Source organism: Falsiroseomonas sp. E2-1-a20, assembly GCF_051433195.1.
In the GTDB taxonomy this organism is placed as follows: domain Bacteria; phylum Pseudomonadota; class Alphaproteobacteria; order Acetobacterales; family Acetobacteraceae; genus Falsiroseomonas.
This window is the reverse complement of the sequence record NZ_JBHMFT010000012.1, coordinates 41244-64863: the sequence shown is the minus strand read 5'-3', so window position 1 is coordinate 64863 and position 23620 is coordinate 41244. Positions and strand designations below refer to the sequence as shown.

Here is a 23620-nt window from a genome sequence, read left to right as displayed (position 1 = left end):
CATCCGGGGGACAGCTTCACCATGATCAACCGCCGCCACCTCCTCGCCGCCACCGGCGCCGCCCTTGCCATGCCCGCGCTGACGCGCGGCGCCGCGGCGCAGACGCGCTGGCAGATGGCCACGCCCTACCCGGACGGCAATTTCCACACCCGCAACATCCGCCAGATGCTGACCGACATCGAGGCCGCCACCGGCGGCCGGCTCGGCATCCAGATGCATTCGGGCGGCTCGCTGCTGCCGATGCCGCAGATCAAGCGCGGCGTGCAGACCGGCCAGGTGCAGGCCGGCGAGATCCTGCTGACCGCCTACGCCAACGAGGACGTATTCTTCGACGCCGACGCGATCCCGCAGCTCGTCACCAACTTCGCGCAGGCGAAGAAGCTCGCCGACCTGCAGAAGCCGTATATCGAGACGCGGCTCGCGCGCCAGGGCCTCAGCCTGCTGTACATGGTGCCGTGGCCGCCGGCGGGCCTGTATGCGCAGAACCCGGTGCCGACGCTGGAAGGCCTGCGCGGCCTGCGCTTCCGCACCTTCAGCCCGGCGACCAACCGCTTCGCCGCGCTCGTCGGTGCCCAGCCCACGCTGGTGCAGGCCGCCGAACTGGCGCAGGCCTTCGCCACCGGCGTGGTGCAGGCGCAGATCACCTCCGCCGCCACCGGCGTCGACACCGCCGCCTGGGACTACGCCAAGGTGTTCACCCCGCTCGGCTTCTCGATGACCAAGAACGCCGTGCTGGTGTCCCGCCGGGCGCTGGAAGCGCTGTCCGCCGCCGACCAGGCCGCGGTCCGCGCCGCCGCCGCCACTGCCGAGACCCGCGGCTACGAGATGAGCGCCGAGGCGCAGCGCAGCACGGAGGCGACGCTGGGCCAGCGCGGCATGCAGATCGTGCCGCCGACCGAGGAATTCCTCGCCGGCCTGCGCCGCGTCAGCGCGACGATGACGGATGAGTGGGTGGCCCGTGCCGGAGCCGACGGCGCCAAGCTGATCGCCGACTACAAGGCCTGACCCTGAGCCCTCTCCCCCCACCGGGGGGAGAGGGTTGGGTGAGGGGGGCCAGCGCGGCCTTCCAGTTCCTGGCCCATTCCCGCGCAGCACCGGCCGAATTCCGCCCTTGCCTTGGGCAATCGCCGGCCGGCCGGCCGATCCACCCGCCCAGGGCCGCTTCCGCCAAGGCCCACGCCGCGCTTTCATCAGCCCGTCCTGCGAAGGAGGCCGCGCCACCATGCCCAGTCCTGCTCCCGGTCCTGCTCCCTGTCCCGCCTGCGGGGCGCGATCCTGATGCGGCGCGGTCTGGACCTGCTGTATCTCGCCGGCGGCATCGCCGGCGCCCTTTCGCTGTTCGCCATCTTCGGCCTGATCACCGCCCAGGTCGTCAGCCGCCAGTTCGGCGCGAACCTGGAAGGCGTGGACGACCTGACGGCCTTCGCCGTCGCGGGTTCCGCCCTGCTGCCGCTGGCCTATGCCTTCCGCCACGGCGCGCATATCCGCGTCGACCTCATCATCGGCCACCTGAAGGGCCGCGCCCGCACCGTGATGGAGGCGGTGGCGCTGGTGCTCAGCGCCGGGCTCGCCGCCTTCCTCGGCTGGTCGGTCGCCGACCTCGCGCATGATTCCTGGATGTTCGAGGATGTCGCCCAGGGCACCGTGCCCTGGCTGCTCTGGGTGCCGCAGGCCGCCTGCGCCGTCGGCTGCGTGTTGTTCGCGGTGGCACTGCTGGACGACCTGGTGGTCCACCTCGCCGGCGGCACGCCGTCCTATCGCCGCGCCGCCGAACTCTCCGCCGTCGAACGCGCCGCAGGGGAAATCTGAACATGGACCTCGCGCAGACGGAGGCCGGGCTGCTGCTGCTCGGCGTGCTGTTCCTCATCCTCGGCCTCGGCGTCTGGATCGGCCTTGGCCTGCTGATGACGGGGCTGGTCGGCGTGGTGGCGATGCCGCTGCTGATGTCCGGCATGGCGAGCTTCCCGGCGGACAAGGTGCTGGGCAGCGCGGTCTGGGGCTCGCTCGCAAGCTGGACGCTGGCGGCGCTGCCGCTGTTCATCTGGATGGGGGAGATCCTGTTCCGCACCCGCCTGTCGGACGACATGTTCCGCGGCCTCGCACCCTGGGTGCAGTGGCTGCCGGGGCGGTTGATGCATGTGAACGTGATCGGCTGCGGCATCTTCGCCGCCGTCTCCGGCTCCTCCGCCGCCACCTCCGCCACCATCGGCAAGATGTCGCTGCCTGCGCTGACCAAGCGCGGCTACCACGTGCCGATGGCGATCGGCTCGCTGGCCGGGGCGGGCACGCTCGGCCTGCTGATCCCGCCCTCGATCGTGATGATCGTCTATGGCGTGGCGGCGGAGGTCTCGATCGTCCGCCTGTTCATCGCGGGGCTGGTGCCCGGGCTGCTGCTGATGCTGCTGTTCAGCGGCTATATCGCCATCTGGTCGCTGCTGAACCCGAAGCTGGTGCCGCCGGCCGATCCGCCGATGCCGTTCCGCGAAAAGCTGCGGGTCAGCGGCCAGTTGATCCCGGTGCTGGTGCTGATCGGCTTCGTGATGGGCAGCATCTATTTCGGCTGGGCCACGGCGACGGAGGCCGCGGCCTTCGGCGTCGCCGGCGCGCTGGCCCTGTCCGCCTTCGGCGGCACGTTGACCCGCAAATCCTTCACCGCGAGCCTGATGGGTGCCGTGCGCCTGTCCTGCATGATCAACCTGATCCTGGCCGGCGCCGCCTTCCTGACCAAGGCCATGGCCTATTCCGGCATCCCGGCGGCCATGGCCACCTGGGTCGGCAGCCAGGGCTTCAGCCCGTTCATGATCATCGCCGTGCTGACGCTGATCTACCTGGTGCTGGGCTGCTTCATCGACGGCATCAGCATGATCGTGCTGACCGCGAGCGTGGTGCTGCCGATCATCGCGCAGACCGGCTTCGACCTGATCTGGTTCGGCATCTTCGTGGTGCTGGTGGTGGAGATGGCGCAGATCACGCCGCCGGTCGGCTTCAACCTGTTCGTGCTGCAGGGGCTGACGGGACGGCCGATGATGACGGTGGCGCGCAACACCATGCCGTTCTTCTTCCTGCTGGTCGCGGCGGTGGCGCTGGTTACGCTGTTCCCGGGCCTCGTGACCTTCCTGCCGAACACGATGATGGGAAGCTGATCCGGCCATGAAAAAGGGCCGGGGGTTGCCCCCCGGCCCGAGACGCCGTGCGCCAGGATCAGCGGCGCGGAATGCCGGTCGCGCCGCCGCCCGAACCGCCGGTGCCGCCGGTGCCCGGATCGGCATCCGTCGCGCGCCCGCTCCGCTCCAGCGGGCCCCCGGCCGCGCTGGGGGAGGCGGAGACGCCCGGACCACGCGGCATGCCGGTGGAGCCACCGCCGGAGCCACCCGTGCCGCCGGTTCCCGGATCGGCGCCGGTCGCCGCGCCGCGCCGTTCCTGGTCGGTGGTCGGCGTGGTGCCGCCGTAGTTCGGGCTCTGCGGCGCGCGCGCACTGCCGCCCGATCCACCGGTGCCGCCGGTGCCGGGGTCGGCGTCCGTCGCCACGCCGCTGCGGTCCGGATTGGTCATGCGCTGGCTGGTCTGCGTCCCGCCCACCATGCCGCCGCCCATATAGGCGCCGTTGCGGTTGGAGGAGCCGCGCATGCTCTGCTCGCCGCTGACGTTCAGCGCGGAAAGCGTCTCACGGTCGAGGCGCCCGGTGGCCGGCAGGTTGTTGGATTGCTGGAACTCGCGCACCGCGCGGCTGGTCCGCGGGCCCATCACGCCATCCACCTGACCGACATCGTAGCCGCGGGAGTTCAGGGCGCTCTGTGCCTGGCGGGTGGTGCTGGCGCCGTAGGAGCCGCCGCCGCCGGCCGCCGCGCCTGTGGCCGTCGTGCTGCCGCTGTTGGTGACGCCGGGGATGCGCGCCTGCGGGTCGTTCCAGACCGGCCGGCCCAGGTTCACGTCGCTCGGGTCGGTGGTGGCACCGGTCACGGCGCCGACGCCGCCGCCGATTGCAGCCCCGGCGAGGACGCCCGGAGGCCCGCCCAGGGCACCGATGCCCGCGCCTGTCGCCGCGCCCGCGGCCGCGCCACCCGTGGTCCGTTCACGCGGGTCGGTGCCACAAGCCGCGACCATGAGGCCGAGGGCGGCAGCGCCCAGCAGTTTCGTCTTTGCGTTCATTGCATCGCTCCTTCCGTTGCTGCCGCCCTGTTGAACCAGTCTCGCGACGATCCGGCCGGGGCGGCTGATGGAAGGGAAACGCTACGAGGGCTGAAATGGTTGCGACGGAGACGACGGGCTCGCCTTCACGAGGCGTCGCTATCGCTGCCGCTCCGTGCCCGCGTGATCAAGCCGAGCACCACGGCAATGACGGCGGCGACCACCGCGACACCGATCAGGGCCAGCGAGATTCCAAGCTGCAGCACCCGCGCGACAAGCGCCAGCAGCGTCAGCGCCACGGCGATTCCAACCACCCATTTCAGCATCGTCTGGTCATGTCCCGGCTGCGCATCACGATGCAGCGCGCCGGGACGTCGAGCGTTCCGTCAGTTCACCCGGCCGAGCATCCCGCGCAGGATCACCTGTGCCTGGATCTCCGCCGCCCCCTCGAAGATCGACAGGATGCGCGCGTCGCACAGCACGCGGCTGATCGGATATTCCACCGCATAGCCGTTGCCACCATGGATCTGCAGCGCGCAATCCGCATTGGACCAGGCGACGCGCGCCGCGAGCAGCTTCGCCATCCCCGCCTCGATGTCGCAGCGCCGGTCGGCATCCTTCTGCCGCGCCGCGAAATAGGTGAGCTGCCGTGCCATCATCGTCTCCGCCACCATCCAGGCCAGTTTTCCCGAAACCCGCGGGAAATGCTGGATCGCCTTGCCGAACTGCCTGCGGTCCCGCGCATAGGTCGCGCCGAGTTCGATGGCATTCCGGGCAACGCCGAGCGCGCGCGCCGCGGTCTGGATCCGGGCGCTTTCGAAGGTTTCCATCAACTGCTTGAAGCCACGCCCCTCGACGCCGCCGAGGAGATTGGCCACCGGCACTTCGAAGCCGTCGAAGGTGATTTCGTATTCCTTCATGCCGCGATAGCCGAGCACCTCGATCTCGGTGCCCGCCATGCCGGCGGCGGGGAAGGGGTCCGCATCCGTGCCGCGCGGCTTCTCCGCCAGCAGCATCGAAAGCCCCTGGTAGCCCGGCACGCCCGACTCCGTGCGCACCAGCAGCGTCATCAGGTCCGATCGTGCGCCATGCGTGATCCAGGTCTTCGCGCCATACACCTTATAGGTGTCGCCCTCCCGCACCGCGCGCGTGCGCAGGCTGCCGAGGTCGGAGCCGGTGTCCGGTTCGGTGAACACCGCCGTCGGCAGGATTTCACCGGAGGCGATGCCGGGCAGGAACCTGGCCTGTTGTTCGGGCGTGCCGCCGAGCCGGATCAATTCCGCCGCGATCTCCGACCGCGTGCCAAGCGAGCCGACGCCGATATAGGCGCCCGACAGCGCCTCCGACACCAGGCACATCGCCACCTTGCCGAGGCCGAGGCCGCCATGTGCTTCCGGCACCGTCAGCCCGAACACGCCCATCTCCGCCAGCTTCTGCACGACGGGCAGTGGAATCAGCTCGTCCTTGCGGTGCCAGTCCTGCGCGTAGGGGGCGATCTCGGCGGCGGCGAAGCGCAGGAACTCCGCCTGCGTCGCCTCCAGCATCTCATCCTCCAGGTGGTCGGCGCCGTGCCGGCCCTCGCTGGCCTCCGCCGCCAGCAGCGTGCGCGCGGCCTCCAGCGCCGGCAGGTCGGACAGCGCCGCGATGGCGGGCTCGGCGGCGAAGCGCGCGACCGCGGCGGGCGGCACGCCCATGTCGGAAGGCCGCACCATCTCCGCCTGGCTCATCGGGATGCCGCCGGCCAACTGCGCCATGTATTCCGCGAAGCCGAGGCGGAGGATGCCCTGTTCCAGCGCGCCGAAGCGCCCCGCCTGGTCCAGCCGCTGCGCCCAGCGCAGCGTCTCCCGCAGCGCCGCGACATAGGTCGCCTGCCAGGCGAGGCCATGGCCGGCGAGCTGGTGCCGCTCCAGCAATGCCGCATCGACTTTCCCGGCCGGGGCCAGCAGCGTGGCGATGGCACGGCGGCTTTCCTCATGCAGCCGCTCGGCGGCGGCCAGCGCCGCACCCGCATGGCCGAACAGGTCGCGCGCGGTGCCGATGGTGGCGACGATCTGGTCCATGTCAGACTCCTCCGGGGCCGGCGATTGTGCCGGCATCATGCAGCTTGCCGATGGCTGAGGTGGTGAGGCCGAGCACCTCCGCCAGCACCCGATCGGTATCTTCGCCAAGGCGCGGGGCCGGCGCCGCCGGCGCATTCTCCGCCATGCCCAACGGCACGCGCGGCGCCAGGATGCGCCCGACACCCGCCTGTTCGATCTCGGAGAACATCGGGTTCGCCTTGGAGCACCGCGCATCCTCCCGCACCAGCTGGGCGAAATCCTGGTAGGGGCCCCACAGCACGCCGCTGCCGGCAAAGGCTTCTCCGATCTCGGCCAGCGTGTGCCGGGCGAACCACGGCGCCAGCACCGCATTGATGGCGTGCCGCGCCTCGAACCGCCCGCCCTCGTCGTTCAAATCGACGTCGAGCATCGGCCCGATCATCGCGATCTTCCCGGCGAGCCCCGTGGCCTTGCCAACCGCCGCCCATTGCCGGTTGGAGATGGCGCAGACCATCACCCGGCGGCCATCCTTCGTCGGAAAATCGCGCCCCCAGGCGCCGTACAGATCGTTGCCCATCGCCGGCCGCACCGCATCGTTCACCTGCACATCGGCGACGTAGCCGAGCGTCGCGACGGAGGCGAGCATCACGTCGGACAGCGCCAGCGTCACCTCGCGCCCCTGGCCGTCCCGCCGCCGCGCGCGTTCCGCCGCCAGCAGGCCGGTCGAAAGGTACAGCCCCGCGGCGATGTCCCAGGCCGGCAGCACGTGGTTCACGGGCTCGGCGCCCGTGCCCGTCGCCATCGGGAATCCGCTGGCGCAGTTCACCGTGTAGTCCACGGCGCCGGAGCCATCATGGTTGCCGGTCAGCCGCAGCATGATGAGGTCGGCGCGGTCCTTCGACAGCGCCTCATGGCTCATCCAGCCACTGGCCGGCAGGTTGGTCAGCAGGATGCCGGCATGCTCGCCCGGGGCGCAGATCAGCGCACGGGCGATCTCGCGCCCCTCCGGCTTGTGCAGCGCCAGCGCCACGCTGCGCTTCGACTTGTTCAGGCCGGTCCAGTAGAGCGAGGTGCCGGAGGGGGCGAGCGGCCAGCGGCGGTAGTCGATGTTGCCGCCGATCGGGTCGATGCGGATCACCTCCGCCCCCATTTGCCCGAGTGTCATGCCGCCGATGGGCGCTGCGATGAAGGCCGAGACCTCGACCACGCGCAGGTCGCTCAGGATGCCGGTCATGCGAATCTCCCAGTGTCGCGTGGGTTTAGAACCGCAGCAGCAGCCGGGTAAACACCGCCTCCTCCGCAAGCTGGCGCACATTGGCGCCCTCGGGGGTGCGGGTGATGCGGTGCAACGCCTCCAGCTCCAGCTGCGCCGCCTCCGTCAGTTGCAGGCGGAGGCCGCCGCCGACCGAGGCCAGGCGCCGCGCCTCGCCCCCCGCATCGCGCGCCCGTCCCTCGTCGCGGAACAGGTAGAACTGCGTGCCGAGCCCGCCCAGCGTCCCGGCCAGTTGCAGCTCCAGCGTCCCGGCCAGCGCCCGGTCCCCCGCCACCTGCCCGGCATGGAAGCCGCGCCCCAGCCGGTTGCCGCCGAGGTAGAACTTCTCCGCCGGCGGCAGCACATCGTCGCTCCACTGCACCGCCCCCGCGACGTTGGCGGACAGCATCCAGCCCGGCAGCGGCAGCAGCAGCGGCTGGGTCCGCGAGGCCTCCGCCACCACCCGCGTGAAGCCGAAGTCGCTGCCGAGACGGGCGCTGGTGCCGTGGCGGCCGTCGCTGGCGCCGAAGGCCTCCAGCCCCCGGCTCAGCCGCAGCGTCAGGGTGCTGACGACCGCCGCCGGGGCCCAATCCACCAGGGCATCCCGCGCCTCGCCCTCCAGCCCCAGGCGCAGCGCCCGCACGGCATCCCGGCTGGCCCGCTCGCGCGGTGCCTCCGGGGCCGGGCGCAGCCGCACCAGGCTTTCGAAGGCATCGAGTTGCGCCGTCAGCGTCAGGTTGCGCGGCCGGGACCGCACCAGCGGATGCGCCAGCGCCACCCCCGCCACCCGCGTCTCCCCGGCATAGCCCAGCGCCGCCAGCGTCCCGCCCGGCGCCGCCCGCCCGGCGCCCACGAAGCCGCGCAGCCGCAGGCCGGAGCCGCCCAGGAACATCTCGGCGCCCGCCTGGCCGAAGCTCTGGCCATGGCCATCGGTCTGGAACAGTGCGAGTTGCCCGCTTTCGCCCCGCGACCCCCGCGCGTTGGCCTGCCCCACCAGCAACCCCTGCCAGGCGCCCGTCGAGGCATGGCCCCGGTTGTCCAGTGTGGCGAAGCCGGAGACGGCGCGCCGCGCCAGCCGCACCACCAGTTGCAGCGCGCCGGGGTCCCCCTCCGCCGGCCGCAGCAACCCGCTGGCCTCGATGCCCGGGATGTCGCCGGCCAGCAGCAGCGCCCGTTCCAGCGCCGCGTGGGGCAGGGGGCGCTGGCCGACCAGGGGCTCCAAGAAGCGCCGCGCCTGCCGCTCCGCCGGCCCTATGTCGCCTTCCATGGCCAGCCCGGCGATGAACCCCTCCGTCACCGTCAGCACCAGGTCGGCGCTGCCGGAGGCGTTGGCGGTCAGGCCCGCCGCGACGGCGACATAGGCGAAGCCGGCGGCGCGATAGGCGGACAGTACGGCCAGCCGCGCCGCCTCGATCTCCGCCAGCGTCGCGATCCGGTCTTCAAGCCCGGCAAATCCTGGCCGCAGCGCCGCCGCATCCAGAGCCGTGTTGCCGGCCAGCCGCACCGCGCCCAGCCGCACGCCGCGCTGCGCCCCCGGCCCGGTGGTCGCCCTCGGTTCCGGCGGCAGCAGCGCCGGGCCGAGCGCCGGGGCAGGGGCGGGCGCGATGCGCTCGATCAGCCCCGGCTGCGGCGGCGGCGTGCCCTGGGCGAAGCCCGCGACCGGCAGCGCCAGCGCCAGCCCGAAAACCCCGCGAACGCCCCGCGCCTTCACCCGACCCCCACAATCCAGGCGGGATCACCCTTGCGGATTTTCTATCCTAGCGTCAACGCCACATCCTGGGCCGCATCCTGGCCGGCCAGCAACGGGATCGGCCCGAGCCCCGGGACATGGCGGAAGGGCAGGCCATAGACCTGTTCCAGCAGCGCGGGGTCCAGCGCCGCGGCCGGCGGCCCGCAGGCGACCAGGCGGCCCTGCTCCAGCAGCGCGACCCGATCCGCCACGAAGGCGGCCTCCTGCAGGTCATGCAGCACCACCAGCACCGCCAGGCCCCGCCCGGCCAGGCGCCGCAGCCGGCGCAGCAGCGCGGCGCGGTGCCCGGCATCGAGGCTCGCCGTCGGCTCGTCCAGCAGCAGCGCCGCCGGCATCACCGCGCCATCGAGCTGCGCCAGCGCGCGCGCCAGGTGCACGCGCTGACGCTCGCCACCGGACAGCGTCGCATGCGCCCGGCCCGCCAGATGCGCCACATCGGCCTCCCGCAGCGCCGCCGCGATGGCCTGCGCGTCGCGCGCCGCCTGCGCCGTGCCGTGCCAGGGCAGGCGGCCCAGCGCCACCACCGCCCGCACCGGCATTGGGAAGGCCAGCGCCACATGCTGCGCCAGCACGGCGCGCCGCCGCGCCAGGTCCAGCGGGCGCCAGTCGCGCAGCCTCAAGGCGTCCAGCGTGGCGGTGCCGGATTGCGGCGCCAGTTCCCCGGCCAGGACCTTGAACAGAGTCGATTTGCCGGCGCCGTTCGGCCCGGCCAGCACCAGCACCTCGCCGGCGCGGACCTCCAGCGAGACACGGTCCAGCAGCGCCCGGCCGCCGGCCCGCACGACGATGTCCCGCGCCGCGATCACGCCCCGGCCCGCCGCAGCAGCCACAGGAAGAAGGGTGCGCCGAGCAGCGCCGTCACCACCCCCACCGGCAGTTCCGCCGGTGCCGCCAGGCTGCGCGCCACCAGGTCCGCCAGCACCAGCAGCGACGCGCCCAGCAGCGCCGACCCCGGCAGCACCAGCCGGTGGCCGGAGCCGAAGCCGAGCCGCAGCAGATGCGGCACCACCAGGCCCACGAAGCCGATCAACCCGGTGAAGGCGACACCCGCCGCCACCGCGACGGCCGCCAGCAGCACCGCCACCCGCTTCACCCATTCGACGCGCTGGCCCAGGTGAAACGCCTCGGCCTCCCCCAGCAGCAGCGCATCCAGCGGCCGCGCCAGCGCACACAGCCCGAGCACCGGTAGCCCGACCAGCAGCGCCACCACCGGCACCTGCTCCCACCGCGACCCGGCCAGGCTGCCGAGCGTCCAGAAGGTGATGTCGCGCACCTGGCGGTCATCCGCGGTGAAGATCAGCAGCCCGGTCAGCGCGCCCGCCAGCGCATTCACCGCGACGCCCGCCAGCAGCAGCGTTGCAACCCCGGTGACGCCGCCGACATGGCCGAGGCGGACCATCACCAGCGTCGCCGCCAGCCCGCCGCAGAACGCCGCCACCGGCAGCAGCCACAGCCCGAGCGCGCCCGCCGCCGCGCCGAACACGGTCCCGCCGAAGACGATGGCCGCGACCGCCGCCAGCGCCGCGCCGGCGGAAACGCCGATCAGCCCGGGGTCCGCCAGCGGGTTGCGGAACAACCCCTGCATCGCCGCCCCCGCCGCGCCCAGCCCCGCCCCGACCAGCGCCGCCATCAGCACGCGCGGCGCCCGGATCACCCCCAGCACCGCCGCATCGCGCCGGAACGCATCCGGCAACTCGGACAACCCCAGCGCATCCGCCAGCACCGCCGAAAGCCCGCCGGGCGAGATGCCCGCCGGCCCCAGCAGCACGCCCGCCGCCATCGCCGCCACCAGCAACAGCGCCCCACCCCCCAGCACCAATAGCCCTCTCCCCCCGATGGGGGGTTCGACGCATTGCGTCGAAGGTTGGGTGAGGGGGACCGCCCGAGCCGTCACACCCAGTCGCGCGCCGGCAGCATCGGCAGCACGGCACCCGGATGCAGCAGCGCCGCCAGATCCCGCCGCGCATGCGCCGCCCGCGGCCCGAAGCCCAGCATGTAGCCGCCCTCCAGCGCCACCACCCTTCGCGCCGCCGCCGCCGGCGTCACCGCCAACGCCGTGATCCGCAGCACCGCATCAATGCCGCCCGCCTCGGCCAGCGCATGGTCCATCATCACCACCGCCTCCGGCGCCAAGGCGGCCGCCGCTTCGGCGGACAGCGGCCGGTACCCGCTGTACTCCCGCACGCAGTTCTCCGCCCCCACCGCCCGCAGCAGCGCATCGGCGTGGGTGTCCCGCCCCGAAACCAGCGGCGCGCCGCGCGACGCCGACAGCACGAAGATCGCCCGCACCGGCCGCAGCGCCGCCATCGGCGCATCCAGCGCCCGCCAATCCTCGGCCACCGTCGCCGCCAGCGCCGCGCCATCGCGCCCGAGCGCCCGCGCCACCGCCTCGATCTTGCGCACCACCGCCGTGCCACCGGCGCCATCCGGCACCATGGACAGCGGCGCGCCCGCCGCCCGCAGCACCGCGAGTGCCTGAGGCGGCCCGGCCTCGTCCGACAGCAGCAGCAGGTCGGGGTCGAGCGAGATCAGCCCCTCCGGCGCGAGCGACCGCAGGTAGCCGATCTGCGGCAGGCGCTGCACCGCCGCCGGGAAGCGGCTGGTGCTGTCCACCGCCACCACCTGCGCGCCGGCCCCCAGCGCGAACACCGTCTCCGTCACCGCGCCGCCGACGCAGACCAGCCGCGGCAGGGCCGCGCGCGCCGCCACGGGCAGCGCCAGCGGCACGGCCAGCAGCGCGCGCCGCCGCATCATGCCGCGCGCTCGGCGGGCCAGGGAGAAGCGGCGACCGAGGCCACCAGCTCCCGCCACTCCGGCAGTTCCGGCTTGCCCGGCTTGCGGGCGCCGAACAGCATCGCGATGACCTCGCCATCGGCATCCATCAGCTCGATGGAGGTGACGTCGCCATCCTCCGTCGGCTTCACCACGCGCCAGGCCTCGGCCACGCCGGCCTCGCGCAGGTGCAGGTTGAAGGTGGGGTCCAGCACGTTGAACCAGCCGGGCGTCGCGCGCAGGCGGGTCACCGGGCCGGTGTGGATCTGGATGGCGCTGCGGTTGCCGACGAAGACCATGATCGGCACCTCGGCCTCCGCCGCGCGTTGCAGCGTGGCGATCCCCGCCGCCGCCGGCAGCTTCAGCGCCAGGTCCTCGCCCGCATTCAGGAAGGCCTGCCGCCGGCTCGCCTTGTGCCGGCGCAGCAGCGTGATGAAGTCGTGCGTGTCCCGCAGCGCCTGCCATTCGCCGCGCAGCGCCGCCGTATCCACCGGCGTCTCCGCCGGCTTCGCCACCGGCTCCGGCGGCGCCATCGGCGGCAGCGCGGCGAGCGGCGTGGCGAATTCCGCCACCACCCGGTCCCATTCCGCGCGGTCGGTGTCCGCGGTCGCGAACACCTTGTGCACCGCCGTGCCGTCGCGATCGAAGATCTGCAGCGAGGGTCGCTCGCCGCCCAGCGCATAACCATGCGCCCAGCGCCCGGGGAACAGCCGCAGGTCGATATCCGGCCCCAGCACCAGGATGTGCCCTGGCCCGCTGGTCACGTCCTGGAAGGCGCCGTGCCGTTCATGCACCGCATTCTCGTTCCGCGTCAGCGCCATGATCCGCCCGAGCCGCGGCAGCGCCGCGAACAGCGCGCCCCAGTCCGGCCTCAGCGCCGTGGCCGTGCCGGTGGCGCCGGCCGCGACCAGCGCCGCCTCCGTCGTGCCGAGGCGCTGCGCCGCATCGCGCGCACGGATTGGTCCCTGGCCGGCCGGCCCGTTCCGCAGCAGCTCCGCATGGCGTTCGTTCAGGCTTGGCATGATGAAGATCCCCCGGTTCAGAAGCTGACGCGCAGCGCGCCGCGGATGTTGCGGCCGACATCGTAGAAGGGCGGCGCCGGGTCGCTGTTCCAGTTGGACCGCCGGTAGGCATGGTCGAACAGATTGTCGACGGCGACCGACAGCCGGACATTCGGCGCGAAGGTCGGCGTCCAGGCCGCATGCAGGTCGACCAGCCCGTAGCCGGAGGTCTGCTGCGCCACGCCCGGCCGGTTCGGCGCCCGGTCCTGTTCCGCCGCCGCCGTGATCCGCCCACCGACCGTCACGCCCTGGTCGAGGAAGCGGTAGCCGGCGGACAGCGTCACCCGGTGCGCCGGGATGGAGGCCAGCGGCTCATCCGTCACCAGGTTGTCGCCCTTCAGCGCCGCCGCGCCGAGGCCGACATACCAGAGCCCCGCATCATACTGCGCCTCCGCCTCCACGCCCTCGATCCGCGCCTCCGCGACGTTGGCGGAGACGGTGGTGCTGCGGAGCACGGTCTGCTCGATGAAGTCGTCCAAATCGTTGCGGAACGCCGCGACCCGCACCCGCAGCCGGTCGCCCGGCTGCATCACGTCGGAGAAGCGCAGGTTCACGCCGGCTTCCTTGTTGCGGGAGACCTCCGGCCGCAGGTTCGGGTTCGGCACGAAGGTGTTGCCCGGGAAGTGCTGCCCGGCGACGTAGAGTTCCGTCAGCGACGGCGCCCGGAACCCCTCGGCATAGCTGACATAGGGCTGCAGCCAGGGCGTCACCTGCCAGGCCAGCGCCACGCGCGGCGAGGCGCGTTCGGAGCTGCGGTCGTTGCGGCCGTCCGGGCTTTCCTGCTCGAAGCGGTCCAGCCGGACGCCCGGCGTCAGGGTGAAGGCGCCGAGGCTGATCTCGTCCTGCACGAAGAAGGCGGTGACGGATTGCTCGGCGGAGGGGAACTGCGCGCGCGCCAGGCCATTGGCGCGGCCTTCCTGCTCGTCCCGGTAGATCTCCGTGCCGAAGGTCAGCGCATGCCGCGTCGGGCCGAGCCCGAAGCGGGAGGTGTTCTGCGCGTCGAGGCCGATCGTGGTCAGCTCCGTCCGGTCGCGCACCCGCGCCCCGGTCAGCCGCTGCTCCGTCAGGTCCACATGGGTGCGGTACAGGACAAGCTGGGGCGCAAACAAGGGCAGCGCCTCATCCTCGTAGGACCAGCGGAAGGACAGGTTTTCCGAGACCGTGTCGCGATCCGTGATGCCCGTGGTGGTCGCGGTGTTGGCCGAGATCGGGATCTGGTGGTCGTCGCGGAAGCGCAGCGCCGAGAGCTGGAAGCGGTGGTTGCCCGGATTCCAGCCCAGCTTGCCGAGCAGCGACACCGCATCGTCGCCCGTATAGGGAATGGTGGTGCCGCGCCCGTCCGTGAAGTTGCCGTTGGTGAAGCCCGCAACGGCGCCCAGCAGCGAGAAATCACCGGCCCGCGCACCCAACGCCAGGCTGCCGCGCGGCCCGCTGCCCTGGCTCTGCCAGCCAGCGCCGAGCGTGCCGCCAAAGGCCGCGCCCGGCTGCAGGATGTCCTCCACCTCGATCGTCCGCAGCGAGATCGCGCCGCCGAGCGCGCCGGAGCCATACAGCGTGCTGGCCGGCCCGCGCAGCACCTCCACCTGGCGCAGCAGGTCCGGGTCGACGAAGGTGCGGCCGCGATGGCCGGCGTTGAAGTTGTTCCGTGCGCCATCGGTGCGCAGCACGATGCGCTCGTCGCCCAGCCCGCGGATCACGGGTTGCAGCGCGGTGGTGCGCGGCACGCCGGAGGATTCGACGCCGGGGATGTCGCGGATCAGATCCACCACGCTGCGCGCGTCGCGCCGCTCGATCTCCTCGCGCCCGACCACGGTGACCGGCGCCGCGACATCGCCGGAGACGGCGCGGGTGCGGGTGGCGGTGGTGGTGATGGCATCCAGCGCCGTGACGGCGCCGGGAGGATTCGTCTGCGCCCCCGCCGGTGAGGCTGCCAGCGCGAAGATCGCCGCGCTGAGGGTGGAGGAAGCCAGTCGTGCGAAAGCCATGCGGATGCTCCGGGCGGAGGGTGGCCTGGCTGGCGCTGCGGCTGGCTTGGCGTGGGGGCAGGGAGGTGGGAGGCGGGCGGGCGCTACTTGGTCAGGATCAACTTGTCGTTGCTGGTCAGCCGCAGGCGATAGGTCTCGCCCTGGTGCAGGATCAGCAATTCCCGCGCCCCGCGCAGCAACTCGCCGCTCGGGACGCTGCGGGGCGGCGGGTCGGGCAGGTCGGCGGGTCGGTCGGTCAGGGTCTGGCTCATCGGGCAAATGCTCCTGCCGCGCCTATAACGCAACTGAGAGGCATTCGCAACACGCCAAAGCGAAACGGCCCGGCCCCCGGGGGAGGCCAGGCCGCCGTAACGCCAGCTTCAGCCGCCGCGCGGGCCCCGCGGCCGTCCGCGCCGGATCACCTGCGCCCCACGCCCGCCGCGGCTTTCCGCCGCCAGCGCCAGCGTCGCGGAGGCATCCGCCGCCTCCGCCTCCTGCAGGGTCTCGGGCGGCGGCGCGGCCGGCTCGCCGGCGGCGGCCCCCAGCAGCGGCGTCAGCGTGCCATGCGTCTCGTAGAAGCCGCTGTCGGCGCGCTGCGCCAGATGCGGCACCCCGTCGATGCGGAAGATGCGGCGCTGCATGGTGAGGCGGGCCACCTGGTCGTCGGTGGCGGGGAGGAAGGCGCAACCCGCCGCGCGGGCTGCCCTGACCTGGTCGGGGGAGAGATCCATGCGCGCGGCTTAGCGCATCGCGGCGGCCTTGTCTTCCGGGCAGGTCGGAAACAGCGCCTCCGCCAGGTCCAACGCCAGCCGCGTCGCCTCGGTCTCCCGCTCCGCATGCCAGGCGAGCGCCACGCCGACCGCATGGATCGGGCCCGCCAGCGCGCGGAACGCCACCCCCGGCGGCCGCAGCCGCGCCATGCCGGCCGAGACCAGCGCCACGCCCAGCCCCGCCGCGACGAAGCCGAGCTGCGCCATCGCCGAGCCCACCTCGCGTTCCGCCCGCGGGGCGAAGCCGGCAGCGCGGCAGGCCGCGACCATCGCGTCCGAATAGGCCGGGCTGATCGCGCGCGGCAGCACCAGCATCGGCTCATCCGCCAGCGCCGCCAGGTCCAGCGGCGCGTCCTGCGCCGCCAGCGGATGCGCGGCGGGCAATGCTGCCGCCAGCACGTCCCGCCCCAGGCTGCGCAGCCGCACCGGATGCCGGTCGCGCTCCAGCCGCAACAGCGCGAGGTCCACCTCGCCGCGGCGCAGCGCCTCCACCGCATCGGCCGTGTCCATCTCCCGCACCACGATGGCGGAGGAAGGCCGCGCCGCCTGCAGGCCGCGCACCAGCGGCGGCAGGTAGTCGAACAGCGCGGAGGTGACGCAGGCCAGCGCCACCGGCGCGTGGCGCCCGGCGCGCAATTCCCGCGCCAGGGCTTCGAGCTGCGCCGCCTCCTCCGCCAGCCGCCGCGCCAGCGGCAGCAGCGCCTCGCCCTCCCGCGTCGGGCGCGCGCCCTTGCCGGTGCGGTCCAGCAGCTTCACGCCGAGCTTGCGCTCCAGCGCCTGGATCTGCGCCGTCAGCGGTGGCTGGGAGATGCCGAGCCGCGCGGCGGCGCGACCGAAATGCCCTTCCTCCGCCACGGCAAGGAAGTGGCCGAGCCGGCGCACCAGACGGAAATCCATGGCGTTGAGGCCCTGACGCGATACCGAAACCCTATCGCGTTGCCACACCAATCGGAATGGACGATGACGCAACCAGGGTTCACAAGACCCAGCCTGTTCATCACGGCAGTTCGAGGAAAACACGAATGAAGATGCATCCCGTGAAGGTCCATCCTTCCAAGGCGCTGCTGGCGCGCGAGGACCAGCTGGCCTGGAAGATGGCCGGCGTCGCGACCGACAAGGTGGCGGTGCCGAAGGACACCGCCGGCATGATCATCAACCGCATCATCGACAATGCCAGCGTCGCCATCGCCGCCATCAACCGCCGCCCGGTGGTCTCCGCCCGCGGCATGGCGCTCGGCCACATGAAGAAGGCCGGCGGCGCAACCGTCTTCGGCGTGAAGTCCGGCCAGACGGTGTCCCCGGAATGGGCCGCCTGGGCGAACGGCACCGCGGTGCGCGAGCTCGATATGCACGACACCTTCCTGGCCGCCGACTACTCCCACCCCGGCGACAACATCCCCCCCGTGCTGGCGGTGGCGCAGGCGATGGGGCGCAGCGGGCGCGACCTGGTGCGCGGCCTGGCGACGGCCTACGAGCTGCACATCGACCTGGTGAAGTCGATCTGCCTGCATGAGCACCGGGTGGACCACATCGCCCATCTCTGCCCCGCCGCCGCCGCCGGCATCGGCACGCTTCTCGGCCTGAAGCAGGAGGTGGTGTTCCAGTCGATCCAGCAGGCGCTGCACACCAGCGTGTCCTTCCGCCAGTCCCGCAAGGGCGAGATTTCGTCCTGGAAGGCCTATGCCCCGGCGCACGCCGGCAAGCTGGCGGTGGAAGCCGTGGATCGCTGCATGCGCGGCGAAGGCGCGCCGAGCCCGATCTACGAAGGCGAGGACAGCGTCATCGCCTGGGTCCTGTCCGGCCGCACGCAGGCCGACAGCCAGGGCCGCAAGACCGTCTTCGACCCGGTGTACTACGAGGTGCCGCTGCCCGAGGCCGGCGAGCCCAAGCGCGCCATCCTGGACAGCTATACCAAGGAGCATTCCGCGGAATACCAGTCCCAGGCGCTGATCGACCTGGCCTTCCGGATGCGGGAGCAGATCGGCGACTTCGACGCGATCGAGAAGATCATCATCCACACCAGCCACCACACGCACTACGTGATCGGCACCGGCGCCAACGACCCGCAGAAGATGGACCCGAAGGCGAGCCGGGAGACGCTGGACCACTCCATCATGTACATCTTCGCCGTGGCCCTGCAGGACGGGCGCTGGCACCACGTGGACAGCTACGCGCCGAGGCGCGCCGGCCGCGCCGACACCGTCCGCCTCTGGCACAAGATCGAGACCACCGAGGACCCGGAGTGGACCGCGAAGTACCACTCCCGCGACCCGGAGGTGCTGGCCTTCGGCGGCCGCGTCGAGATCATCATGAAGGACGGCTCGAAGCTGATCGACGAACTCGGCGTCGCCAACGCCCACCCGAACGGCGCGCGCCCCTTCGGGCGGGAGGAGTACATCAACAAGTTCCGTATCCTGACCGAGGGCATCATCACGACCCGCGAGCAGAACCGCTTCCTCGAACTGGTGCAGGACCTGCCGAAGCTGACGGCCGAGGAACTGGCCGGGCTGAACGTGGTGCTGCCGGCGGGCACGCTGGCGGATGCCAAGCCGGGCATCTTCTGATGGCCGGGGTGGCGCTGCGGGACGCGGTGGCAGGAGATGCGGCGGCGCTCGCCCGCATCTACCTGGCGGCGCGGCAGGCGGCGCTGCCCGGCCTGGTGGAACGCTTCGACCCGACGCAGGTGGCCGGCTGGCTGGCCGGGCACCTGATGGCGCACCACGCGGTGCGGGTGGCGGAAGCGGATGCGGTGCCCGTGGGCTATATCGGCCACGGGACCGATGACCGGCACGGCCCGATGGTGTTCCACCTCTACCTCGACCCGGCCTGGCATCGCCGCGGCATCGGCACGCTGCTGCTGGCGGAGGCGTTGGCCGCGCATGCCGGGAGCCTTTCGCTGTTCTGCATCGCGCGCAACGCGGGCGCGCGCAGCTTCTACGAGACGCATGGCTTCCGCATCATCGGCGGGTCCGATGGCGCGGATACGGAAGAAGCGGAGCCGGACCTGCTCTATGCGGTCGCTCCCACGCCGAAACACGGAGAAACCCAATGACCGAACCCACCCTCTACAAGGGCCTCGTCGGCGTCTATGCCGACGTCTCCGCCGTCTCCAAGGTGATGCCGGAGACCAACAGCCTCACCTATCGCGGCTATGCCGTGCAGGACCTGTGCGAGGAAACCGACTTCGAGCAGGTCGCCTGGCTGCTCTGGCATGGGGAACTCCCGACCGCGGCGCAGCTTAAGGAATTCCAGGCGGAGGAGCGTGCGAACCGCGCCCTGTCGCCCGCGCTGCTGCGCGTGCTGCGGGAGTTCCCCCGGGAGGCGCACCCGATGGACGCCATCCGCACCGCCGTGTCCTTCATGGGCATGGAGGATCCGGAGGCCGCCGACGTCTCCGACGCCGCGCAGCGCCGCAAGGCGATGCGGCTGCTGGCCAAGCTGCCCACCGCGGTCGCCGCCACCAACCGGATCTCGAAGGGGCTGGAGCCGATCGCACCCGATCCCGCGCTGCCCTTCTGCGAGAACTTCTTCCACCTGGTCTTCGGGAAGGTGCCGCAGCCGGAGGTCATCAAGTCCTTCGACGTCTCGATGATCCTCTACGCCGAGCACACCTTCAACGCCTCCACCTTCACCGCCCGCACCGTCACCTCGACCGGCGCCGACCTTCACGGCGCCATCGCCGCCGCCATCGCCGCCCTCAAGGGCCCGCTGCATGGCGGTGCGAACGAGGCGGTGATGCACATGCTGAAGGAGGTCGGCTCGCCGGAGGCGGCGGTGGACTGGCTGGAAGGCAAGTTCGACCACCGCGCCCTGGTGATGGGCTTCGGCCACCGGGTCTACAAGTCCGGTGACTCGCGCGTGCCGACGATGACGAAATACGCCGAGAAGATGGCGGACGTCGTCGGCGACCGGCGCTGGATGGAGACCAGCCGCGTGCTGGCGCGCCAGATGCTGGAGCGCAAGAACATCCACCCCAACCTCGATTTCCCGGCAGGCCCCGCCTACTACCTGATGGGTTTCGACATCCCGATGTTCACGCCGATCTTCGTCTGCTCCCGCATCACCGGCTGGGCTGCGCATGTCTTCGAGCAGGCCGCCGACAACCGCCTGATCCGCCCGCTGTCGCATTATGTCGGGCCGGAACAGCGCCCGGTGCCGCCGATCTCCGCACGCGGCTGACCACTTCGCGTCGCGCCGGCTCTGTCTGGCGCGACGCTTTCGCGCGGTCGCGCGGCACGCCGCGCATCCTTCAAGCCACCGTCGCTGCACAGGCATTGCACAAGCGTGCACGGCTTTCGTGCGATTCCGTTTGACACGCAGCATGCGCACACGGATAGCGTGACGTTGCACGCATCGCTTGACGCGATTCGCGCAGCGCCCCGCAGCCATCACGGCGACGGGCGCTGCGCCGCACGCAGGCGAGGCACGCACAGGAAGGATCGGTCCATGGACCGCAGGCTCGTGGAGCAGGGCATCGTGCAGCGCACGAACCTCTCCGCACCGCCGCCGGATGCCATCACGGTAATCCGGCTCGGCGGGAGAGAGGCCGAGAGGACGCCGCGCGACATCACGTCGCAGCAGCGTCCCACCGGCGCCGGCGCGAGACGGACAGCGGCTGCGACGGCAAGGCGCGAGACGGGAATCGCGCCCTCCGTGGAAACCGGACGTTCCGACCTGGCTTCTAAAGTGCGGCGCGGCGCAAGCCGGGCGGCCCGTCTGCACCAACGAGACACCATCACCGGAACCGAGCGGAGACCCTGACCACCATGACCGACATCAACGACACGATCGCGACGGACGAGGCCGCGCCGCGCGCCCAGCCGATGGCGATGGCCGCCGCGCGCAAGACGGCGAAGAAGCCGGCCGCGAAGAAGCCCGCCGCCAAGAAGCCGGCCGCGCGCAAGCCCGCCGCCAAGGCCGCGACGACGCGCAAGCCCGCCGCGAAGAAGGCCGCGCCGAAGAAGGCTGCGCCAAAGAAGGCTGTGACGGCGAAGAAGGCGGCGCCGAAGAAGGCCACGACAGCGAAGAAGGCCGCGCCGAAGAAGGCCGCGAGCGCGAAGAAGCCGGCCGCCCGCAAGGCCGCCGCGCCGAAGAAGGCCGCGCCGCGCAAGGCTGCCGCCGCGAAGAAGCCGGCCGCCCGCAAGGCCGCCGCGCCGAAGAAGGCCGCCGCCGCGAAGAAGGCGGCTCCGCGCAAGGCCGCAGCCGCCAAGAAGCCGGCCACCCGCAAGGCCGCCGCGCCGAAGAAGGCGACCGCCGCGAAGAAGGCCGCGCCGCGCAAGGCCGCCGCACCGCGGCCGACCGCCGCCGCCAAGGCCGCGTCCTCCGCACGCTCGGAAGCCGCCCGCAAGGGTGCGGCAACCCGCGCCGCGCGCAAGGCCGCTGCCGCCGCTGCGGCCTCGGAAGCGCCGGCCGCGCCCGCGACCGAAGCCAGCACCTGAGGCTCTGGCGTTCATCGAAAGGCGCCGTCCGCATCCGCGGGCGGCGCCTTTTTCATGTCCAGGTACAGACCGCATGAGCACCCGCATCCACTTCCTGCCGCCGCAGGACCGGCACCGCCTGGCGCCGCTGCTGGCGCTTTACGCCGCCGAGATGCGAGGCGTGCTGGCGGGCGCCACCATCGCGACGCCGGAGGCGCAGGCGGCGTTGCTGGCCACGCACCCGGCGGCCGAGGTGCTGCTGGCCGAGGATGAAGCCGCCACGCCGCTCGGCTTCGCCATCCTGTTCGACCTGCCGGAGGTGGTCTTCGCACGGCGCTGCGGCATGCTGGACGACCTGTTCGTCCGCCCCGCCTCGCGCGGCCAGGGCCTCGCCCGCGCGCTGATCGAGGCCGCCGTCGCGGAAGGCCGTGCACGCGGCTGGAGCCACCTGCGCTGGATCGTGCCGGAGGATGATGCCGCCGCCATCGCGCTGTACCAGCGCATCGCCACCCGCGCCGAGTGGCGCAGCTACGTCATCCGGCTGGATGCTGGCGCGTCGCTCTAGCTAGCCAAAGGTCGCCAGCAGGTCGTCCACCTGCGCCGCGTTCAGCGCCCGCACGCCCGGCACGCCGCGCAGCAGCAGCGCCAGCCGCGCCGCCTCCTCCAGCTCCTCCGCCGCATGCACCGCCTCGGCCAGGCTGGCACCGCTCACCACCGGCCCGTGGTTGGCCAGCAGCAGCGCCTTCGACTCGCGCGCCGCCGCATGCACCGCAGGCTCCATCGCCGCATCGCCGGGGCGGTAATAGGCCACGCAGGGCAGGCGGCGGCCGATGCGCATGACGAAATAGGGCGTCAGCGGCGGGATTTCCGCATCGCCGCCCTCGGGTGCCAGGCACGAAATCGCGGTGGCGTGCGTCGAATGCAGGTGCACCACGGCGCCCGCCTCCGGCCGCGCATCCAGCACGGCCCGATGCAGGAACACCTCCTTGGAAGGCCTGTCGCCCGAGAGATGCGCCCAGTCCGGGCCGAGCTTGCTGATCCGCTCCGGGTCCAGCCGGCCGAGGCAGGAATTGGTCGGCGTCATCAGGTAGCCATCGGGCAGCCGCACGCTGATGTTGCCGGCGGTGCCGACGCTGTAGCCGCGCTCGAACAGGCTTTTCGCGAGTTCGCAAAGCTGCGTCCGCAGCAGGATCTCACGCATGCTCGAAGGCCTTCAGGAAGAAGTCGCGGCCGCCGAAATTGCCGGACTTCAGCGCCAGGTGGATGCCGGTCGGCGCCGCGAAGGTCCACGGCACGCCCGGGTCGATCTCCGCGCCGATGCGCAGCTGCTGCACGCCGAGCCGGGAGACCACGGCGCCGGAGGTCTCGCCGCCCGCCACCACCAGCCGGCCGACGCCGCGCGCCACCAGCCCGGCCGCGACCGCCGCCATCGCATCCTCCACCAGCACGCCCGCCGCGTCGCGGCCCAGCTTCGCCTGCAACGCCGCGACCTTGTCCGGCGGCGCGCTCGCCGCGATCACCACGGGCCGGTCGGCCGAGAGCTTCCCCTGCACCCATTCCAGCGCCTGCGCCGCCAGCGCCGCGGCATCCGGCAGCGCCAGCGCATCCAGCTCCAGCACCGGCACGTGGTCCCGCGCGAAGCCGATCTGTCCGAGCGTCGCGCGCGAACAACTGCCCGCCACCACCGCGCACATGCCCTGCGGCGCCGGCAGGGATGCCGCATCCGGCCGCTCCGGCAGCAGCCCGGCGGCGCGGAAATTCGCCGGCAGCCCCATGGCGATGCCGGACCCGCCGGTGATCAGCGGATGCTTCGCCGCCGCCTCGCCGATCGCCAGCAGATGCGCGTCGGTCACCGCATCAATGATGCCGTAGCGCCGGCCGCCCTCCGCCAGCCGCGTCATCGCATCGCGGATCGCACCGGCACCACGCTCGACCACCGCGAAGGGCACCAGCCCCACCGAGCCTTCCGTCTGCCGCCCCAGCACGCGCACCAGGTTCGGGTCGCGCATCGGCGTCAGCGGATGGTTCTCCATCCCGCTCTCGCTCAGCAGATGGCTGCCGGCGAACAGATGCCCCTGGTAGATGCTGCGGCCATTCGCCGGAAAGGCCGGGCAGGCCAGCGCAAAGCCGGCGCCCAGCCGCTTCAGCAGCGCATCGGCGACCGGGCCGATATTGCCCTCATCCGTGCTGTCGAAGGTGGAGCAGTATTTGAACAGCAGCTGCGTCGCGCCGGCCGCCAGCAGCGCTTCCGCCGCCGCCAGGCTCTGCGCCACCGCATCCCCCGCCGGGATGGTGCGCGACTTCAGCGCGATCACCACCGCATCGGCCTCCGGCAGGGCGCCATCTGGGACGCCGATGACCTGCACCGTGGTCATGCCGTGCTTGACCAGCATGGAGGCGAGGTCGGTCGCGCCGGTGAAGTCATCGGCGATGCAGCCGAGCAGAAGGCTCATGGTTTCACTCCCCA

General features: G+C 72.3%; 24 protein-coding genes. 9 read left to right on the top strand and 15 right to left on the bottom strand.

The window, feature by feature from the left end; genetic code table 11:
- The first annotated feature begins 21 nt into the window (after positions 1–21).
- From ACFHPP_RS15885 to ACFHPP_RS15875, 3 genes are all read left to right on the top strand, one after another.
- The gene (locus ACFHPP_RS15885; RefSeq protein ID WP_437164225.1) at positions 22–1005 is read left to right on the top strand and encodes a TRAP transporter substrate-binding protein; all 984 of its coding nucleotides are present in this window, start codon (positions 22–24) and stop codon (positions 1003–1005) included.
- Between the two features lie 273 nt (positions 1006–1278).
- Positions 1279–1809 (top strand): TRAP transporter small permease, encoded by a 531-nt coding sequence (locus ACFHPP_RS15880; protein WP_437164224.1) that lies wholly within the window; start codon positions 1279–1281, stop codon positions 1807–1809.
- A 2-nt stretch (positions 1810–1811) separates the two neighbouring features.
- Positions 1812–3143, top strand: a complete 1332-nt coding sequence (locus ACFHPP_RS15875) for a TRAP transporter large permease (protein ID WP_437164223.1) — start codon at positions 1812–1814, stop codon at positions 3141–3143.
- Positions 3144–3201: 58 nt separating this feature from the next.
- Here the strand turns inward: ACFHPP_RS15875 and ACFHPP_RS15870 are convergent, their stop codons facing one another.
- The 13 genes from ACFHPP_RS15870 to ACFHPP_RS15810 all read right to left on the bottom strand — a co-directional run bounded on the left by ACFHPP_RS15870 (position 3202) and on the right by ACFHPP_RS15810 (position 16633).
- Complete coding sequence (locus ACFHPP_RS15870) at positions 3202–4149, bottom strand: peptidoglycan-binding domain-containing protein (RefSeq protein ID WP_437164222.1); 948 nt, start codon at positions 4147–4149, stop codon at positions 3202–3204.
- A gap of 125 nt (positions 4150–4274) precedes the next feature.
- Positions 4275–4454 carry a hypothetical protein gene (locus ACFHPP_RS15865; protein ID WP_437164221.1) on the bottom strand — a complete coding sequence of 60 codons (180 nt, stop codon included), beginning with the start codon at positions 4452–4454 and terminating at the stop codon, positions 4275–4277.
- Between the two features lie 60 nt (positions 4455–4514).
- Entirely contained in the window at positions 4515–6188 is a 1674-nt protein-coding gene (locus ACFHPP_RS15860) for an acyl-CoA dehydrogenase family protein (protein ID WP_437164220.1), read from the bottom strand.
- Between the two features lies 1 nt (position 6189).
- A complete protein-coding gene (locus ACFHPP_RS15855; RefSeq protein WP_437164219.1) occupies positions 6190–7401 on the bottom strand; it encodes a CoA transferase in 1212 nt (403 codons plus the stop codon).
- Between the two features lie 25 nt (positions 7402–7426).
- On the bottom strand, positions 7427–9130 hold the full coding sequence (locus ACFHPP_RS15850; protein ID WP_437164218.1) for a ShlB/FhaC/HecB family hemolysin secretion/activation protein: 1704 nt from the start codon (positions 9128–9130) through the stop codon (positions 7427–7429).
- Positions 9131–9171: 41 nt separating this feature from the next.
- Entirely contained in the window at positions 9172–9975 is an 804-nt protein-coding gene (locus ACFHPP_RS15845; RefSeq protein WP_437164217.1) for a heme ABC transporter ATP-binding protein, read from the bottom strand.
- Positions 9972–10985: a FecCD family ABC transporter permease gene (locus tag ACFHPP_RS15840; RefSeq protein ID WP_437164216.1), complete on the bottom strand. Its 1014-nt coding sequence runs from the start codon at positions 10983–10985 to the stop codon at positions 9972–9974. Before ACFHPP_RS15840 ends, ACFHPP_RS15845 begins: the two co-directional genes overlap by 4 nt.
- 74 nt (positions 10986–11059) lie before the next feature.
- Positions 11060–11923 (bottom strand): heme/hemin ABC transporter substrate-binding protein, encoded by an 864-nt coding sequence (locus ACFHPP_RS15835; protein ID WP_437164215.1) that lies wholly within the window; start codon positions 11921–11923, stop codon positions 11060–11062.
- Entirely contained in the window at positions 11920–12963 is a 1044-nt protein-coding gene (locus tag ACFHPP_RS15830; protein WP_437164214.1) for a hemin-degrading factor, read from the bottom strand. Before ACFHPP_RS15830 ends, ACFHPP_RS15835 begins: the two co-directional genes overlap by 4 nt.
- Positions 12964–12980: 17 nt before the next feature.
- A complete protein-coding gene (locus ACFHPP_RS15825; RefSeq protein ID WP_437164213.1) occupies positions 12981–14987 on the bottom strand; it encodes a TonB-dependent hemoglobin/transferrin/lactoferrin family receptor in 2007 nt (668 codons plus the stop codon).
- Positions 14988–15070: 83 nt separating this feature from the next.
- Positions 15071–15238 (bottom strand): hemin uptake protein HemP, encoded by a 168-nt coding sequence (hemP, locus tag ACFHPP_RS15820; protein ID WP_437164212.1) that lies wholly within the window; start codon positions 15236–15238, stop codon positions 15071–15073.
- 108 nt (positions 15239–15346) lie between these two features.
- A complete protein-coding gene (locus tag ACFHPP_RS15815) occupies positions 15347–15697 on the bottom strand; it encodes a hypothetical protein (RefSeq protein ID WP_430667986.1) in 351 nt (116 codons plus the stop codon).
- Between the two features lie 9 nt (positions 15698–15706).
- A complete protein-coding gene (locus ACFHPP_RS15810) occupies positions 15707–16633 on the bottom strand; it encodes a LysR family transcriptional regulator (RefSeq protein ID WP_437164211.1) in 927 nt (308 codons plus the stop codon).
- Positions 16634–16758: 125 nt separating this feature from the next.
- Here ACFHPP_RS15810 and ACFHPP_RS15805 point away from each other — a divergent pair, with 125 nt between their 5' ends.
- The 6 genes from ACFHPP_RS15805 to ACFHPP_RS15780 all read left to right on the top strand — a co-directional run bounded on the left by ACFHPP_RS15805 (position 16759) and on the right by ACFHPP_RS15780 (position 21718).
- Positions 16759–18300 carry an MmgE/PrpD family protein gene (locus ACFHPP_RS15805; RefSeq protein ID WP_437164210.1) on the top strand — a complete coding sequence of 514 codons (1542 nt, stop codon included), beginning with the start codon at positions 16759–16761 and terminating at the stop codon, positions 18298–18300.
- Positions 18300–18788 carry an N-acetyltransferase family protein gene (locus tag ACFHPP_RS15800; RefSeq protein WP_437164209.1) on the top strand — a complete coding sequence of 163 codons (489 nt, stop codon included), beginning with the start codon at positions 18300–18302 and terminating at the stop codon, positions 18786–18788. Before ACFHPP_RS15805 ends, ACFHPP_RS15800 begins: the two co-directional genes overlap by 1 nt.
- Positions 18785–19915, top strand: coding sequence for a bifunctional 2-methylcitrate synthase/citrate synthase (locus ACFHPP_RS15795; protein ID WP_437164208.1), 1131 nt, complete (start codon positions 18785–18787; stop codon positions 19913–19915). The genes ACFHPP_RS15800 and ACFHPP_RS15795 overlap by 4 nt, the downstream gene beginning before the upstream one ends.
- A 267-nt stretch (positions 19916–20182) precedes the next feature.
- Positions 20183–20497 carry a hypothetical protein gene (locus ACFHPP_RS15790; RefSeq protein ID WP_437164207.1) on the top strand — a complete coding sequence of 105 codons (315 nt, stop codon included), beginning with the start codon at positions 20183–20185 and terminating at the stop codon, positions 20495–20497.
- 5 nt (positions 20498–20502) lie between these two features.
- Positions 20503–21174, top strand: a complete 672-nt coding sequence (locus tag ACFHPP_RS15785; protein ID WP_437164206.1) for a hypothetical protein — start codon at positions 20503–20505, stop codon at positions 21172–21174.
- A gap of 73 nt (positions 21175–21247) precedes the next feature.
- Positions 21248–21718: a GNAT family N-acetyltransferase gene (locus ACFHPP_RS15780; RefSeq protein ID WP_437164205.1), complete on the top strand. Its 471-nt coding sequence runs from the start codon at positions 21248–21250 to the stop codon at positions 21716–21718.
- Here the strand turns inward: ACFHPP_RS15780 and otnC are convergent, their stop codons facing one another.
- Both otnC and otnK read right to left on the bottom strand, forming a co-directional pair.
- Complete coding sequence (otnC, locus tag ACFHPP_RS15775; RefSeq protein WP_437164204.1) at positions 21719–22354, bottom strand: 3-oxo-tetronate 4-phosphate decarboxylase; 636 nt, start codon at positions 22352–22354, stop codon at positions 21719–21721.
- Entirely contained in the window at positions 22347–23606 is a 1260-nt protein-coding gene (gene otnK / locus ACFHPP_RS15770; protein WP_437164203.1) for a 3-oxo-tetronate kinase, read from the bottom strand. Before otnK ends, otnC begins: the two co-directional genes overlap by 8 nt.
- Positions 23607–23620 lie beyond the last annotated feature (14 nt).

What these genes read in the sequence shown, in the direction of transcription:
- ACFHPP_RS15885 (WP_437164225.1), top strand. Translation starts at nt 22, where the DNA reads ATGATCAACCGCCGCCACCTCCTCGCCGCCACCGGCGCCGCCCTTGCC.
- hemP (WP_437164212.1), bottom strand. Translation starts at nt 15,238, where the DNA reads ATGAGCCAGACCCTGACCGACCGACCCGCCGACCTGCCCGACCCGCCG.
- ACFHPP_RS15835 (WP_437164215.1), bottom strand. Translation starts at nt 11,923, where the DNA reads ATGATGCGGCGGCGCGCGCTGCTGGCCGTGCCGCTGGCGCTGCCCGTG.
- ACFHPP_RS15875 (WP_437164223.1), top strand. Translation starts at nt 1,812, where the DNA reads ATGGACCTCGCGCAGACGGAGGCCGGGCTGCTGCTGCTCGGCGTGCTG.
- ACFHPP_RS15810 (WP_437164211.1), bottom strand. Translation starts at nt 16,633, where the DNA reads ATGGATTTCCGTCTGGTGCGCCGGCTCGGCCACTTCCTTGCCGTGGCG.
- ACFHPP_RS15880 (WP_437164224.1), top strand. Translation starts at nt 1,279, where the DNA reads ATGCGGCGCGGTCTGGACCTGCTGTATCTCGCCGGCGGCATCGCCGGC.
- ACFHPP_RS15800 (WP_437164209.1), top strand. Translation starts at nt 18,300, where the DNA reads ATGGCCGGGGTGGCGCTGCGGGACGCGGTGGCAGGAGATGCGGCGGCG.
- ACFHPP_RS15870 (WP_437164222.1), bottom strand. Translation starts at nt 4,149, where the DNA reads ATGAACGCAAAGACGAAACTGCTGGGCGCTGCCGCCCTCGGCCTCATG.
- ACFHPP_RS15815 (WP_430667986.1), bottom strand. Translation starts at nt 15,697, where the DNA reads ATGGATCTCTCCCCCGACCAGGTCAGGGCAGCCCGCGCGGCGGGTTGC.
- ACFHPP_RS15785 (WP_437164206.1), top strand. Translation starts at nt 20,503, where the DNA reads ATGACCGACATCAACGACACGATCGCGACGGACGAGGCCGCGCCGCGC.
- ACFHPP_RS15790 (WP_437164207.1), top strand. Translation starts at nt 20,183, where the DNA reads ATGGACCGCAGGCTCGTGGAGCAGGGCATCGTGCAGCGCACGAACCTC.
- ACFHPP_RS15780 (WP_437164205.1), top strand. Translation starts at nt 21,248, where the DNA reads ATGAGCACCCGCATCCACTTCCTGCCGCCGCAGGACCGGCACCGCCTG.
- otnK (WP_437164203.1), bottom strand. Translation starts at nt 23,606, where the DNA reads ATGAGCCTTCTGCTCGGCTGCATCGCCGATGACTTCACCGGCGCGACC.
- ACFHPP_RS15795 (WP_437164208.1), top strand. Translation starts at nt 18,785, where the DNA reads ATGACCGAACCCACCCTCTACAAGGGCCTCGTCGGCGTCTATGCCGAC.
- ACFHPP_RS15830 (WP_437164214.1), bottom strand. Translation starts at nt 12,963, where the DNA reads ATGCCAAGCCTGAACGAACGCCATGCGGAGCTGCTGCGGAACGGGCCG.
- ACFHPP_RS15865 (WP_437164221.1), bottom strand. Translation starts at nt 4,454, where the DNA reads ATGCTGAAATGGGTGGTTGGAATCGCCGTGGCGCTGACGCTGCTGGCG.
- ACFHPP_RS15805 (WP_437164210.1), top strand. Translation starts at nt 16,759, where the DNA reads ATGAAGATGCATCCCGTGAAGGTCCATCCTTCCAAGGCGCTGCTGGCG.
- ACFHPP_RS15825 (WP_437164213.1), bottom strand. Translation starts at nt 14,987, where the DNA reads ATGGCTTTCGCACGACTGGCTTCCTCCACCCTCAGCGCGGCGATCTTC.
- ACFHPP_RS15855 (WP_437164219.1), bottom strand. Translation starts at nt 7,401, where the DNA reads ATGACCGGCATCCTGAGCGACCTGCGCGTGGTCGAGGTCTCGGCCTTC.
- otnC (WP_437164204.1), bottom strand. Translation starts at nt 22,354, where the DNA reads ATGCGTGAGATCCTGCTGCGGACGCAGCTTTGCGAACTCGCGAAAAGC.
- ACFHPP_RS15860 (WP_437164220.1), bottom strand. Translation starts at nt 6,188, where the DNA reads ATGGACCAGATCGTCGCCACCATCGGCACCGCGCGCGACCTGTTCGGC.